Below are 12758 nucleotides of genomic sequence, written 5' to 3' on the forward strand. Positions count from 1 at the left end.
ATTAGTTGATCTTCTTCTGCTGAGATACGTTAAGATAAACAGGCACTAATCGATGAGGCTATTATGACTATTGAACAACATATTATCCGGGAAATGCGGGTATTGCCGCAAATTGACGTTGAACACGAGATCCGTCGCCGCATTGATTTTATTAAATCGCGACTTACCGCATCAGGCTTAAACACATTGGTGTTAGGTATTAGTGGCGGTGTCGATTCGACGACCTGTGGCCGCTTAGCACAACTCGCTGTTGATGAGCTGAATGCCACCGCAGCAAATACTTATCGTTTTATCGCTGTCCGTTTACCTTATGGTACACAAAAAGACGAAGACGAAGCGCAACTGGCATTGGGCTTTATTCAACCTAGCCATGTTGTCACTGTAAATATCAAAGCCGCCGCCGATGCCTTACATCAAAGCACCCTAGCAGGTATTGAAGGCTTACCTCAAGCCAATGCAGCTCAAGCCGACTTTGCCAAAGGCAACGTTAAAGCGCGCTGTCGTATGGTGGCACAGTATCATATCGCGGCCCTGCAAGGTGGCTTGGTGATAGGTACCGATCACTCTGCTGAAAACATTACCGGCTTTTATACTAAATGGGGCGATGGCGCTTGCGATATGGCACCGTTATTTGGTTTAAGCAAACGTCAAGTTCGTGCCTTGGCAAAACATCTTGGTGCACCCGCCACACTGGTTGAAAAAACGCCTACGGCTGATTTAGAGTGTCTAGCACCACAAAAAGCCGATGAAGCCGCGCTTGGCCTGACCTATCAGCAAATTGATGATTTTCTGGAAGGTAAAACAGTCGATGCTGCGGTTTCAGAGCGTTTAGTGCAAATTTTCCAAAAGACGCAACACAAGCGTCAACCGATCCCAACTATTTATGATCTGCCATAAATAAACATTTTTTTAATTTAAATTTAACTTTCATGAATTCTTGGCTACACTCTTGATTGTTTGATACAGCAGGAGTGTCGCCATGATCTCACGCGGTTTAAGCTTAATCGAATTACTTGTTGCTCTACTTGTACTGGTTATCCTGTTATCCATTGCTGCTCCGGCCATGTCTGAACTGATGCATCGGCAACACGCCAGCAGCTACATGCAACAGTTCAGTCGACATTTACACTTTGCGAGGATCCAAGCGAGCAGTAGCCAACAACCGGTCAAAATCTGTCCGATCCAAGGTCAACACTGTCAAGGACAATGGCAGCACGATCCCATTCAATTGCTGTTACTTGATCCAATTAATAATGAAACCGTGCTGTTACGCGAACTGCCCGCGCTTAAAAACGACCATCGACTAAGCTACCATCGACAACAATTACAATTTCGGCGCGACGGTAGCTTAGATGCTCTGGAAAATGGCACCTTTTACTATTGCCCTCCTAGTCGCTATCAATGGCATTATCGCTTAGTGTTAAACCAAGCTGGCCGCAATCGTTTAACGCGCTATGAGCAGGCTTGTCCGATTTAACAGGTCGCTAAACGGCCGTTAGTTCCAACACGACAGCGGCTCAGTTAAAGTATGATTGCGCTGCCCCAGATGATTAAGACTAAAACGTAAACAGTCACGATCTTGGGTTTGCGGCCCCTCTGCCGTTACGCGCAACTGATAGGCAAATTTCCCTGCCGTGAGCTCAACAGTAATTCGATAACGCCCTGACTCAGATAAGCTTTGCACAAAGCCTAACTGAGCCAAGTCAGCGGTATAAGCACCATAATCTGCTAACCTTTGCTCTTGCCTATTCGCGAGAATGAGCAAGGTTTTCACCGCTTCAGCGCGATAACTGCGCAGCACATACTGCTGATAAGCGGGATAAGCGATAGCCCCTAATATGCCGATCAGTAGCACTACAATCAGCATTTCAATAAGCGTGACACCACGCGCTTGCATTAGTGAGCCCCTTGTTCACTTCGATAGGTTGCTAAACGCTGCCAAATAGGAAACTTATCCAAACTTAACGGCTCACTGCAGTGATAACACTCTGCACTCACTTTACGTAAATTCGTTAATAACAAGCGGTTTTGAAAGTCTGAACCTAACTCTAATTTAATGCTTTTATCCGCATTTTGACGCAAACGCAGTTGCGCATCCGCCAGAAAAGGCACCGTCATCATTCGCTCTGCATAAACTCGACCGCCAGTATGCACTTGCAGCGCATATAATAACTGCTCAGTTTGCTCTGTTTCACACTCTGCAGCAGTGTCTGTTTTGGCGACAGGGGCATACAAAACACCGGCAGCGACCAACGGTTTGCTGCTAATTTTGCCTGGTAAATGTATCTTCCAACCGGCATTAGACAGTAATGCGCGCCAATCTTGTGCACTGAGTGTTTGGGGTTGTTCTGCTGGATCTAATAAGGTTCGGTCGGCGAGGTGTTGATAATGAATAACGCTTTGCTGCAACCGATTTAAACCAAATCGTAATAGCATAATGCTATCGTGCCCGGTTTGCGGGTGACGGCCAATGACCAATACTAAATACTGATCGGCAATACCCCAACTGGGTGGCGCTAGGGTCGTTGGTAGCTTCGTTCTAAGTAGGCCAGCGGTTGCAATAAAGCGTAGGCCACTTGCGGTTAAATCTGCCATTTCTCGGGCAACACCAAACTGACCATCGGCATAGGGTAAACGCCAAAGTAAACCTTCACGACTGAGTAACCAAATATGATCGACGACACCATCAAGGTTACGATCTTCAACTAAGGGTTGAGCTTGAATACTTGAATGAATGCCCGTTGTGGTAAGCTCAAGGTGAGCGACAACCTTCCCCAGTTTATCTTCAGTTAATAGCAGCTGCTGAGCTGATTCACTACTTTGCAACCACAGTTGCCCGTTCAGATCATGCTGAAGCTTCACTTGCGTTGCCTCGGGGGTTAAAGGTGGGCAAAGCGCATGTACTGGTAGCGCTAAAATGGCTAACAATAGAAGAAAGCGCATCATGGCTTATCCTCCGCAAACCGAAAGCGTTTTCGCAGCAAAATGCTATTATAACGAGCGAACACTGGCCGCTCATCACTGCGTAAAGCTGTTTCAACAAATAGCAGCTCACACTGCAATTCAGGATCACTCCACGCTGCGTAAATGGCAGGACAAGCAGGCATATCCCAGCTATTTCGAGGTAATTCTTCAGGATCAACATTATTTAACATCATCAAATGTTGTTCTAAAGCACGAAACTCTAACTGCAACTGCTGCTGAGCTGCCTGTGCAGACTTAGCACTTAACTTGCTGATAAATAAATTACTGCCTACAACTAATAACATAACCGTTAAGAACAACAGTGCAGTGAGTAAAACCATGCCGCGATTTCTCATAGCGCCTCCGAAGTATCAATAACAATAATGTAACTAACCGTTTTACTGCTCTGCCAGAACAGCGTTTTCAAAATAGACAGCGCCACTTAACTGCAAGCGACGATAGGCATCACCTGGCGCCTCAAACTGAATGCTACCAAGTTGATATTGCTGTGTATTGTTATAATGATGGTCAGGTTCCAGAGACCTTAACAACACATGATATTGCAAACCCACAATCCGGCTTTGTTGTTGCAACCAATGCTCTACTGTCATTTGGTGGCTCGCTAAGCTAAAGTTAGGCCGCCCATCCAAATCACTATCAATCATAAATTCAAAATGCAGCCGCTCAACACCATCAATAATAGAATCCGTACTGATACTGGCTGCCCCCGCTGCATTGCGAACTAATCTTTTACGCATTAACACAGGGATAGTTTGACCATTTTGGTTTTGCTGCTGCAAATAAAATACTAGATGCTGATAAGGAAACAACATCCCAGCATTCAGCTGTGCGGCATCAACCGCAACAAATCGACCTTGCTGCCAATCCGCTTGCCAATAAAACCGATTCGCGCGCATTTCATCAGGTGCCACAATTAAGCCAATACTACGTTTTAACTGTAAAAACTCTGTATCTCTGATCAGGTTATTTAAACAACCTAATTGCCGACCACCGGTTGCCCTGGCAGCATATAAAGTGAGAAAAGACTGACCACTCATCGGAAAACTGCCGCTATCTAACCCTTCAACAACACAGTCGCCGGCCGGTAAAGGTAAGGTTGCGGCTTCGGCTAATTGCTGTTGCGGTAACCCACCCCAAAACCCCGTATTCTTTAATTCATTGTGCAGTAAATTTAATACCAACTGACCATTTTGCTGCAATTGGGCTAATTGCCGTGTTTGCGTCGAACTTTGATTTAGCGCAGTAAAAGTGGTTAACATCAACAATAACAACATCAGGGCTAACGCGGCTGCAATCAGTAATTCTACTAAAGAGAAACCAGCTTCCCGCCGAATCATCAGACGTTACTCTTGGGCTAAAGATAAACCAGAGCGGCCATTTCCTACCTTACAGGTAGGCGCTATGCCCTGTGCAAATGCTGCATTTTGCTGCCAACTTACCGCTAATTGCAGCTGGCCATTGTGCTGCTGCAAACAAAACTGTGGATCGAGTAATAAACCATAACTATGCGCAGAGCCCTGCCATTTCGCTTGCCAACGTGACAAAAGATATTGGCGCGCCTCGGTATATTGACAAGGAAGATGGGCACTGCATTCAGAGGCAGGCTGTTCAGCAAGCTGAAAATCGCTGGCTTTGTGAGGAGAATTAAAACTATGCAGTTGTTGTACAATTTCTTGGGAGAGCGCAATAGCCGTAGTGCGCTGAGTGGCATCAGTAACCCACTTCAGTGCCAGCAGTTGCCCAGCTAGCACGCCAAGTAAACCAATTTTGATAATCAGTAAGGTGATCAATACTTCGATCAATGTTGCACCACGCTGCTGCTTCATATTGACCTCGGTTTTTTATCCTCGGAAAATAAACATAGCAGCAGCGGTTAATAGATCAAGTCAATATTGTGAAAATATTGCTACCAACACGATTGTACAGCTGCGGCACTAACTTCACCATTCGCACCTTTTTGCCCAGCCTGATTCAACGTCAATGCGCCACAGCCATCACCTGACTGGATGCTCGTTGGTGTAGCGGTAAGCGTAAAAGTTCTTGCGGTTATAGTAGAGAGCGCAAAAGCATAGCGTGTTGCCAGCTCTTGCCGGCATTGCGTGTTGGGTAAGACAAAGCCCGCTGGATTATAGCTCATATTTTGTGTGTAGGTTCTTTCCATCAACTGCGCTTGCTCTACTAAACAAGCCGTTGCTGCGGCTCGATTAGAGCGCAACACATAGTTGGTATATGAGGGATACGCAATAGCCGACAAGATACCGATAATAGCAACGGCAATCATTAGCTCAATCAAGGTAACACCACGTATTTTTTGCATTAGTTTACTACCTCACGCCAGGAGATCCGGCCTCTTCTTAATTGTAAGTTGACTAAGCGAGAATCAATAGATACCCGCGAATCGCCTACTAGCATCTGCTCACCAACAAATACTGGCTCACCTGGCATCCCTTCAAATTTCAAACCACTGGCAACGTTAACTACCGTCTGCTGACCATTAGTCGTCGTGATACCGTCCGAGTCATTAAATTCGCCATCATTGGATAAATCAAACAAGTGATATTTCAAGCGGCTGCCACTAAAAGGGTCTATTGCCATAACCCAACCATCACCCTGCGGATTACATAGATCAGAATCGGGAATAATCGTATTTAAAATCAAGTTAGTGCCGACAACACGAGCTTTTGAGGTGACACGCTCTCTAGCATCGATTAAATCCATATACCAGCCACGTTTATTGACCAAATCATTCGAACTTCCAGCAGTCACTGTCCTTGTTTGCTCAGTAATAGCTCCGTTGGTGTAGGTCGTATTCGTCATATAGCGTGGTACTAATTGACCACGATTGCTAATAATTGTGCCATCAACAATACCATACCAGCTTTGTGTATCTGTATTTAAGCTATCACCTGTTTCTAAATATTTTCCTGTACCAAAGAAAATCCATAATTCGCCAGTTGTTGGATGGCTCGATAACGTTATACCGCCGGTAATTGGCTGCGCTTTATTACCCGCATCTTTAGCAGTGAACAGTGGTGTATTATTGTAAGCCACCCCCCAGTCTGTTGCAGAGATTGAAGATAAGTCAAATTTCCAAACATTACCGTTTAAGTCACCAGCAAAAAACCAATCGGCATTACCATTGCGATTCATATCCCAGCCTTCTGGCTGACCTAGCTCGCCTGCAGTATTCGGTAACTCAAGCTTAATCGGCGTGCCACCATTTTGAATATCAATGACTAACAAACCACTTTTATTGGTGCTGTTATTGTAACCATAGGGCATTACTGCTGCCCAGCGACCATTATTCAAACGGGTGATAACGGGTTTGGCTGTCATCACACCTAATTCTGGAATAGTCAGATCCCACAACAAGGTAATATTGGTCGGATCTGTAACGTCTAAAGCGAAAACACTATTACCACCTCGGCCTAGAGAGCTGACCAAGACAGAACGCCATTGACCGTTAATGTAAACGTCACCGACAGTCGGTGAACCATCAACATAAAAACGATGTGCGTAGGTTTCTTTAGAATAAGACGCTAATTGTGCTGCGGCAGTCAGCATTTTTTGTGGAACATAAGCGTAAGTTTCAATACCTTTGGTTGAGCTGGTGGTATCAGCATTAAAACCATGCAACATGCCGTCATTAGCCCCCACATATACCATCGGAGCGCGATCTTTTTTATCTGCAACAAAAGCCGCATAAGATGACGAGCCCGCCCAGCTATAACGTTGATAATTGCGGTTTTGTGGCGCGCCAACATACACCGGCGAAGAATGTGCAATATCACCCAAAATAGACACGCGCTGTCTTAAGGTTCCTGACGGTTTTTCATTACTGCGATCACCACGCAAATAATTAACCACAATTTCTGACTCTAATGCAGGACGCTCCACAAGTGGTAATAAATTATCCCATGTAAACGGAAATGACGTTGTAATACCTAAAGTAGTGCGACTAGTTTGAATGTTACGACTCTGCCACGAAGGAAAATTAGCTGACCACTGTAAGGATAAATCATCCACATCACGGCTAATTAACGTACCACTCCAACTTGCAGTATTAAATGAAGCTTGAAACACACTGTTATCTTCTAACAATGACGTTGTGGTGGCTGCTAAATTAGACGCTGAAGCAATACGGTCTAAAATCGCTTTTAATGCAGTAGTAATTTGCTTACTAAAGGTTACCGGATCTTTAGCACTGAAAAATTCACCATCGCCATTCACCGCAGCGTGTAATAAATCATCAATTTTACGATCGTCATTATTTGGATTTGGCCAACGGCTATCATTTGGCGCATAATTTTTAGCCACTTCAGGATCTAACGTACCTTCAACCCCTAAACCTACACCAAAAGTCACCATATGTTGCCAATTAGGCGAAGTTGTTTTACGTTTTGGTACATTGTTGGTTAAGCCGGATCTTAAATCATTTTTGTAATAATAACTTGCAACGTCGGCTAAGGTAATTTGATAAGAATCACCATCAGCGTTCCCAATTTTACTGGCTGGATTGCTACCATTCCATGAACCATCCGTCGTCAAAATACTGAAGTTTTGACGACAGCTCACTAAAGCGCTACTAGATTTTGTTGGGTCCGCACGATATGGCTCATCTGTAGAAAAGTAATTCCCTGCATATTCTAATGTCCTACGCAGCGGTGTGCCACCAGAGGCTTTGCTATCGTATAGCCAATCATAAAAGTTCTTTCTGCCATCTTGGTTAAACTCACGAACGCCTTCCTCTAAACCATCATTTAAAGCACCATAACCTACTCGCACATCATCTGGTAAGTTATAAAAAGCAGTACCAACCCCAGATCGCGCCAATAACTTACGGCTGCGATAATAAGAATACCAAATCGCAAAGTTTGACTTTTGTGCAGTAGTTGCGCTGTTCATTGAAACATAGCTATAACATTTATTTTGTTTCAGATTACTATTACAACTGACAAGATCGGTGGCACTAGGCGCATAGTTGTAATAGAAACCACCTTCCGTAAACCTTAAGGTCCCGCCATTGGTAATCATGTCAAATTCATCACTCAGATCTCTGGAGTTACTTTTGTCAAAACCATCCATCCAAGCTTTAGTATAAGTTGGAACATTAGTTAAGGTGCCGCCTTCATTCGGAGGTATTTGATAAACAACATTTGGGTCATAGTAGGTTTTGTTGACTTCAGAAGAGTAATACCAATAGTTTTGCACATTAGCTCCCGTTCTGATTGTTTTCTCCGTTTTGCAGTTTCCATTGCCTCTATATTCTGTACAGACTTTTGAAGTTGGTGCACTGTAATTATTGGCAATGGCATTCGGCATATATTCCCAAGCCATAGACCCCGAATCATCCAACAAAAACATGATATTTGCCGGAACATCACTGCCCGTTTGCAGAGGGACGTTTGGAATAGATAATGTCGCAGCGGAAACCGACATGGCAACACCAAAGTTCAACCCACACATAAACCAAACGGATTTTTTCATTAAAGCTTGCATAATTTTTTCCTCACTAGCCTTATAAACGCCAGATGGTTTGCATAATCACACCTGGACGATTGTCTGCAGGCTGAGTACGAGCGGTAATTCTAAAGGTTGGCGATAAACAATCTGCTTCAATGGTTGTTGCACTGTCGCAATCGGGTGCCGCAGGTGTTGGCCAGTCACCAACATATTCAATAATGTAACGCGCTTGTAAATCGAGCATTTCATTCACCGCAGGAGCAGCTTGCCATACCGTAGCAGGGTCCTCCCAACGATCAGCTTGGCCTGCTGTTGGAATACCGTAAAATCCAGGTGTACCCACTGCAGTAGCAGGATTAGGTAACAGGCCAGCCAACACATTTTCTGCCACGCGCAGCGCTGATTCGGTTTGTTGAACAAATAATTGATGCTCATACAAGTTTGCTGTCATTCGCTCTTGCAAGGTAGAACGCTGCATACTAGACAGCGTGAGTACTGTAATGGCCACCAGCAGTAATAGCGTGACGACTAAGGCAATACCTTGCTGTTGCTTTATTCTTGGTAACATAAACACCTCTAACGATTTCTAACCGTCGTAAAAAACTCGATAGTTCGCGTATCATCGGCCATCGTAATATTTGAATAAGCTGCTGCATCTAGCAAAATGGTGACATTGACACCTGTGACCTGCGTCATATCTAAAGCAGCGGAAAATGGCACCGGACCAAAAGCCGCGTTACGCATTTGATAGGCAAAACTTAGCCTTTCAACGCCAAATAACACTTCTTCTTGCACCACAGCGCCATTCACCACTATTTCCCGAAATAATGAATTTAACGTATTATCCACTTCACTGGCAGCAACGAACCAACGCACCGTTTCAAAACGCATTAGCATGGCATCGGCAGGATAAACTCTTGGACGAGCAGTGGCACAAATAAACGGATTGGCAAAACCCAGATCAGCAGAACAATTCAAACCTGCCGCGGCATGCTCAGCCCAGTTATTACCAACAGCTGAAACCTGAAAGATCGATGTTAAAGTATCATCACAAATGACACCTAAATCACCAACAGACAAATTAGTGTCCTGGTTAAGGTTCATCCGCGGTGGAACATGCGTGTTTATGCTGGCACTTTGCCCAGCCGCGTACATAATGCGCATAGACTCATTATTAGCAGCATCAGCTGCGGTGCCAACAAGCCCCCCCTGCCAATTTAGCCATACAGGTAAAGCACCCGCAACTTGTACCACGGAAATCACTCGCTCTGAATTGTTACAACCTAAAAACCCTGCGCTGCGTAAATCGTAAGACATCACTTGAAATGCTAAGCGAATACGATCTTGTAAGTTAGATAAGTCTTCAGTGGTTCTAGACGTGGTTTGATTAGACAGAAAAACACCTAATACACCGCCGAGTAATAAAATACCTAATACTAATGCAATCAGTAGTTCAGTTAGGGTCACACCTTTTTGCCATTTCATGGGCGTGTTTCCATTACAATTCTAGAGTCAACATCAAGTCGCTGATTACTCCAATCAATTGTCACGGTATAAACGCCGTTATTCCATGCAACTACGGCACAGGTTTCTGGAGAGGTCGCCGCCCGAACATCATCAAACCATTGTTCAGTACCCGCCACTGGAGAACTGCAATCCATAGCAAAGTCACCGGCTCTGGCAGCGGCAGCATTGGCACGCATAACTTCAAATAAGGTTTCAGTTAAGATAACAGCCATTGCGCGCTCGTGTGCCATGTTGGTACTTTTCAGACTGACGGTTTGTAAACCAGCAATTCCAAGCAAGCCAATCGACAGCACTACGACTGAAATTAATACTTCTAGCAAAGTAATACCTTTTTGTTTTTTCATCATCTTTAAAGCAGGCATTAGTAACTCCTTATGGCGCTGTACAACTGGTAAGGGTCAAAGTATCAACCGCAATATGACCACCCGACCGAATGATCAAATCTCGAGTATTGTTATCGTTGCTGTTATTGATACAAACGCGAAGCACACCATTAAGTGGTCTACCATTGGTCGTTCGCACCAGACCTTGGGGTGAAAAACGTACTTGCGAGTCAGCATCAGCAATATTGTTGTTCGCGCGTAATATCAATTGCCCCGTTTGTAAGAAACCCGTAGCCATCATACTGCCAGCAACAATCCCGGCGCTTTGATCAGTTGGCGCTAGGCCTATCAACCAACCTTGCCATGCGCCATCATCAATATCAGAACACGTTGCGCCATCACTACTGTGGCAGAACACCACATTTTGATTCATTTTAATCGCTTCAGTACGAGCAGCACTTAAAGCACCTACTAACTGATTGATTTGACCAGTTAACTGATTAGACTGCACAAGAGAAATAAAAGAAGGCACCGCGATAGTCGCAACAATGCCGAGCACGACCACAGTAATCATCAGTTCAATCAAGGTAAAGCCTGCGTTACGTCGCATTAATGACTTGCTCCAATAGTTCTATCAATTTATTACTATAAAGGATTAACTTGATAAACCAAGTGGTGTAAGGACTAACGGTAGGATTAGCCGATAAACGGTCAGTGTTAGTCTAGTTGCAGTGCGTGTTTAACTTGCGTTAACGCGCGACGACTAACGGGGAGGGATTCGGCGCAGGATGATAATTGAATAACATATTGTCCGGCATGTTGTTTTAGAGCAGAAAAATACTGTGGATTAATAAGATAACTGCGGTGGATCCTTAACAATTGTGTATAACGTTGCTCTAATTCAGCCAAAGACAAGTCTAAATAAGCTTCGCCATGCTCAAAGATGGCCTTAACGTATTTACTATCGGCGACAAAGTAATAAACTTGTGCCAGAGGCACTGTTTTTGTCACATTTCCACATTGATAAGCCAGTTTGGTTTCAGTACCGTGTTGCCGCTCAATATGAGCTCGAGTTAATGCACCCACTTTAGTTAAGGTTTGCTGCAATCGCTCAGGAACTACTGGCTTTAAAAGATAATCGGCAGCAGACACTTGATAGGCCTTTAATGCATGTTCAGGATGAGCAGTTACAAATACTAAAGCGGGGGGCAACGCTAATTCAGCGATCCTTGCAGCTAGGCTTAATCCATCTTCACCTGGCATATCAATATCTAATAACACAACATCTGGCTGTAATGTACCAATCATCTCCCAAGCTTGAGCTGCATGCTCAGCCGCGCCAACACAGTTAACTTGATTTATCGGTTTTAATAAACGTTGTAAGCGGCTTCTTGCCAAGGGTTCATCGTCAACAATTAATACTTTCATTCCCCCTCCAGCGGTAACACAAGTTTCACTCGATACATATCAGCCAACTCATAAGTTGTCAGCTGAGCGGATTGGCCAAATAATATTTTTAGCCGTTGCTGAATATTAGCAATGGCTATACCGTTTTTATTTTGCTTTTTATGACTCGTTGCGACAGGGTTTTCAATAACAATACTTAACTGTTTTTTACCTAGATACACTTTGATATCTAGTACCCCCGCTACCGTTCGTGTTTCAAAACCATATTGCACCGCATTTTCTAGTAGTGGTTGAATAGTTAACGCCGGTAAGTTTAGCGTGGGGATCGTTTCGGGCAGTTGCCAATTTACCACCAAACGCGAGCCTAATCGCCACTGTTCTAGGGCTAGATACTGTTTGCATAGTGCCAGTTCATCTTGCAAGCTTATATTTTCAGCACTGGCCATTGCCGCCCGAAATAAGTCTGCTAAATTCAACAAGGCTTGTTCCGCAGCGTCTTGGTCTGTATGGATTAATTCTGCCACCGTGTTAAGTGAGTTAAATAGAAAGTGCGGTCGAATACGTGCTTGTAAAGCACTCAGCTTAGCTTTTTGTTGTGACGTGATACTGCGGGCTAATTCATCATACATAATCAAAAACTGAATAAGCACTAAACCTACAATAAAGGCAATAATCAAGTTGTTAGCAGCTTCAGTCCAGAAAGATACATTGTTGTCTTCCTGTAAGAACCAAAAACTGAGATAAGAGCATACAAAGGTCACACTGAGTAATATTAGCTGTACCGCCAAGGCAAATGGCATCAGTGACATAAAGCGCAAACGAGGTTGTAAACGACTAAACACTAAACAGCTACCTAAGCTGATCCAGTGAATAAAAAGACTGATAGTACCGAGGCTGCTCCAAAAAGGCTCAGAGGAATAAGGCGCTAATGCCAGTATTAACGCAAGAGCTTGCGAGAACACCACCACACGAAGCAAATGACTTGCCTGAGTGAGATCTGGCAGCTGCAGTTCGAGACGAGGCACATCCTGCAGCTTTTTCATGAGGTATTTC

At 44.3% G+C, this 12758-nt stretch carries 15 protein-coding genes; 2 read left to right on the plus strand and 13 right to left on the minus strand.

The window, feature by feature from the left end:
* The first annotated feature begins 63 nt into the window (after positions 1 to 63).
* Both nadE and ACUJFK_RS15300 read left to right on the plus strand, forming a co-directional pair.
* Complete coding sequence (gene nadE, locus ACUJFK_RS15295; protein ID WP_445425379.1) at positions 64 to 897, plus strand: ammonia-dependent NAD(+) synthetase; 834 nt, start codon at positions 64 to 66, stop codon at positions 895 to 897.
* Positions 898 to 979: 82 nt separating this feature from the next.
* Entirely contained in the window at positions 980 to 1477 is a 498-nt protein-coding gene (locus ACUJFK_RS15300; RefSeq protein WP_445425380.1) for a GspH/FimT family protein, read from the plus strand.
* A gap of 18 nt (positions 1478 to 1495) precedes the next feature.
* On the opposite strand, the gene ACUJFK_RS15305 is transcribed toward ACUJFK_RS15300, so the two are convergent.
* The 13 genes from ACUJFK_RS15305 to ACUJFK_RS15365 all read right to left on the minus strand — a co-directional run bounded on the left by ACUJFK_RS15305 (position 1496) and on the right by ACUJFK_RS15365 (position 12748).
* Positions 1496 to 1897: a type IV pilin protein gene (locus ACUJFK_RS15305; RefSeq protein WP_445425381.1), complete on the minus strand. Its 402-nt coding sequence runs from the start codon at positions 1895 to 1897 to the stop codon at positions 1496 to 1498.
* Positions 1897 to 2946 (minus strand): hypothetical protein, encoded by a 1050-nt coding sequence (locus ACUJFK_RS15310; RefSeq protein ID WP_445425382.1) that lies wholly within the window; start codon positions 2944 to 2946, stop codon positions 1897 to 1899. The genes ACUJFK_RS15305 and ACUJFK_RS15310 overlap by 1 nt, the downstream gene beginning before the upstream one ends.
* Entirely contained in the window at positions 2943 to 3320 is a 378-nt protein-coding gene (locus ACUJFK_RS15315; RefSeq protein ID WP_226751155.1) for a hypothetical protein, read from the minus strand. Before ACUJFK_RS15315 ends, ACUJFK_RS15310 begins: the two co-directional genes overlap by 4 nt.
* A gap of 42 nt (positions 3321 to 3362) precedes the next feature.
* On the minus strand, positions 3363 to 4322 hold the full coding sequence (locus ACUJFK_RS15320; protein WP_445425383.1) for a PilW family protein: 960 nt from the start codon (positions 4320 to 4322) through the stop codon (positions 3363 to 3365).
* 6 nt (positions 4323 to 4328) lie between these two features.
* Positions 4329 to 4811: a type IV pilus modification protein PilV gene (gene pilV / locus ACUJFK_RS15325; protein ID WP_226751153.1), complete on the minus strand. Its 483-nt coding sequence runs from the start codon at positions 4809 to 4811 to the stop codon at positions 4329 to 4331.
* A gap of 80 nt (positions 4812 to 4891) precedes the next feature.
* Positions 4892 to 5302 (minus strand): type IV pilin protein, encoded by a 411-nt coding sequence (locus tag ACUJFK_RS15330; protein WP_445425384.1) that lies wholly within the window; start codon positions 5300 to 5302, stop codon positions 4892 to 4894.
* Positions 5302 to 8484, minus strand: a complete 3183-nt coding sequence (locus ACUJFK_RS15335; RefSeq protein WP_445425385.1) for a pilus assembly protein — start codon at positions 8482 to 8484, stop codon at positions 5302 to 5304. Before ACUJFK_RS15335 ends, ACUJFK_RS15330 begins: the two co-directional genes overlap by 1 nt.
* A 19-nt stretch (positions 8485 to 8503) precedes the next feature.
* Entirely contained in the window at positions 8504 to 9016 is a 513-nt protein-coding gene (locus ACUJFK_RS15340) for a pilus assembly PilX family protein (RefSeq protein ID WP_226751151.1), read from the minus strand.
* 8 nt (positions 9017 to 9024) lie between these two features.
* On the minus strand, positions 9025 to 9933 hold the full coding sequence (locus ACUJFK_RS15345) for a PilW family protein (RefSeq protein ID WP_445425386.1): 909 nt from the start codon (positions 9931 to 9933) through the stop codon (positions 9025 to 9027).
* Positions 9930 to 10337, minus strand: a complete 408-nt coding sequence (gene pilV / locus ACUJFK_RS15350; RefSeq protein WP_226751149.1) for a type IV pilus modification protein PilV — start codon at positions 10335 to 10337, stop codon at positions 9930 to 9932. The genes ACUJFK_RS15345 and pilV (ACUJFK_RS15350) overlap by 4 nt, the downstream gene beginning before the upstream one ends.
* Before the next feature lie 10 nt (positions 10338 to 10347).
* On the minus strand, positions 10348 to 10908 hold the full coding sequence (locus ACUJFK_RS15355; RefSeq protein ID WP_226751148.1) for a GspH/FimT family pseudopilin: 561 nt from the start codon (positions 10906 to 10908) through the stop codon (positions 10348 to 10350).
* Between the two features lie 107 nt (positions 10909 to 11015).
* On the minus strand, positions 11016 to 11726 hold the full coding sequence (locus ACUJFK_RS15360; protein ID WP_445425387.1) for a LytR/AlgR family response regulator transcription factor: 711 nt from the start codon (positions 11724 to 11726) through the stop codon (positions 11016 to 11018).
* Positions 11723 to 12748 (minus strand): sensor histidine kinase, encoded by a 1026-nt coding sequence (locus tag ACUJFK_RS15365; RefSeq protein ID WP_445425388.1) that lies wholly within the window; start codon positions 12746 to 12748, stop codon positions 11723 to 11725. The genes ACUJFK_RS15360 and ACUJFK_RS15365 overlap by 4 nt, the downstream gene beginning before the upstream one ends.
* Between the last annotated feature and the right edge of the window lie 10 nt (positions 12749 to 12758).

The organism is Alishewanella sp. HL-SH06, from assembly GCF_052656265.1.

Excerpts from the sequence above, each read along its gene's own strand:
- nadE (WP_445425379.1), top strand. The coding sequence starts at position 64 with ATGACTATTGAACAACATATTATCCGGGAAATGCGGGTATTGCCGCAA.
- ACUJFK_RS15300 (WP_445425380.1), top strand. The coding sequence starts at position 980 with ATGATCTCACGCGGTTTAAGCTTAATCGAATTACTTGTTGCTCTACTT.
- ACUJFK_RS15305 (WP_445425381.1), bottom strand. The coding sequence starts at position 1,897 with ATGCAAGCGCGTGGTGTCACGCTTATTGAAATGCTGATTGTAGTGCTA.
- ACUJFK_RS15310 (WP_445425382.1), bottom strand. The coding sequence starts at position 2,946 with ATGATGCGCTTTCTTCTATTGTTAGCCATTTTAGCGCTACCAGTACAT.
- ACUJFK_RS15315 (WP_226751155.1), bottom strand. The coding sequence starts at position 3,320 with ATGAGAAATCGCGGCATGGTTTTACTCACTGCACTGTTGTTCTTAACG.
- ACUJFK_RS15320 (WP_445425383.1), bottom strand. The coding sequence starts at position 4,322 with ATGATTCGGCGGGAAGCTGGTTTCTCTTTAGTAGAATTACTGATTGCA.
- pilV (WP_226751153.1), bottom strand. The coding sequence starts at position 4,811 with ATGAAGCAGCAGCGTGGTGCAACATTGATCGAAGTATTGATCACCTTA.
- ACUJFK_RS15330 (WP_445425384.1), bottom strand. The coding sequence starts at position 5,302 with ATGCAAAAAATACGTGGTGTTACCTTGATTGAGCTAATGATTGCCGTT.
- ACUJFK_RS15335 (WP_445425385.1), bottom strand. The coding sequence starts at position 8,484 with ATGCAAGCTTTAATGAAAAAATCCGTTTGGTTTATGTGTGGGTTGAAC.
- ACUJFK_RS15340 (WP_226751151.1), bottom strand. The coding sequence starts at position 9,016 with ATGTTACCAAGAATAAAGCAACAGCAAGGTATTGCCTTAGTCGTCACG.
- ACUJFK_RS15345 (WP_445425386.1), bottom strand. The coding sequence starts at position 9,933 with ATGAAATGGCAAAAAGGTGTGACCCTAACTGAACTACTGATTGCATTA.
- pilV (WP_226751149.1), bottom strand. The coding sequence starts at position 10,337 with ATGCCTGCTTTAAAGATGATGAAAAAACAAAAAGGTATTACTTTGCTA.
- ACUJFK_RS15355 (WP_226751148.1), bottom strand. The coding sequence starts at position 10,908 with ATGCGACGTAACGCAGGCTTTACCTTGATTGAACTGATGATTACTGTG.
- ACUJFK_RS15360 (WP_445425387.1), bottom strand. The coding sequence starts at position 11,726 with ATGAAAGTATTAATTGTTGACGATGAACCCTTGGCAAGAAGCCGCTTA.
- ACUJFK_RS15365 (WP_445425388.1), bottom strand. The coding sequence starts at position 12,748 with ATGAAAAAGCTGCAGGATGTGCCTCGTCTCGAACTGCAGCTGCCAGAT.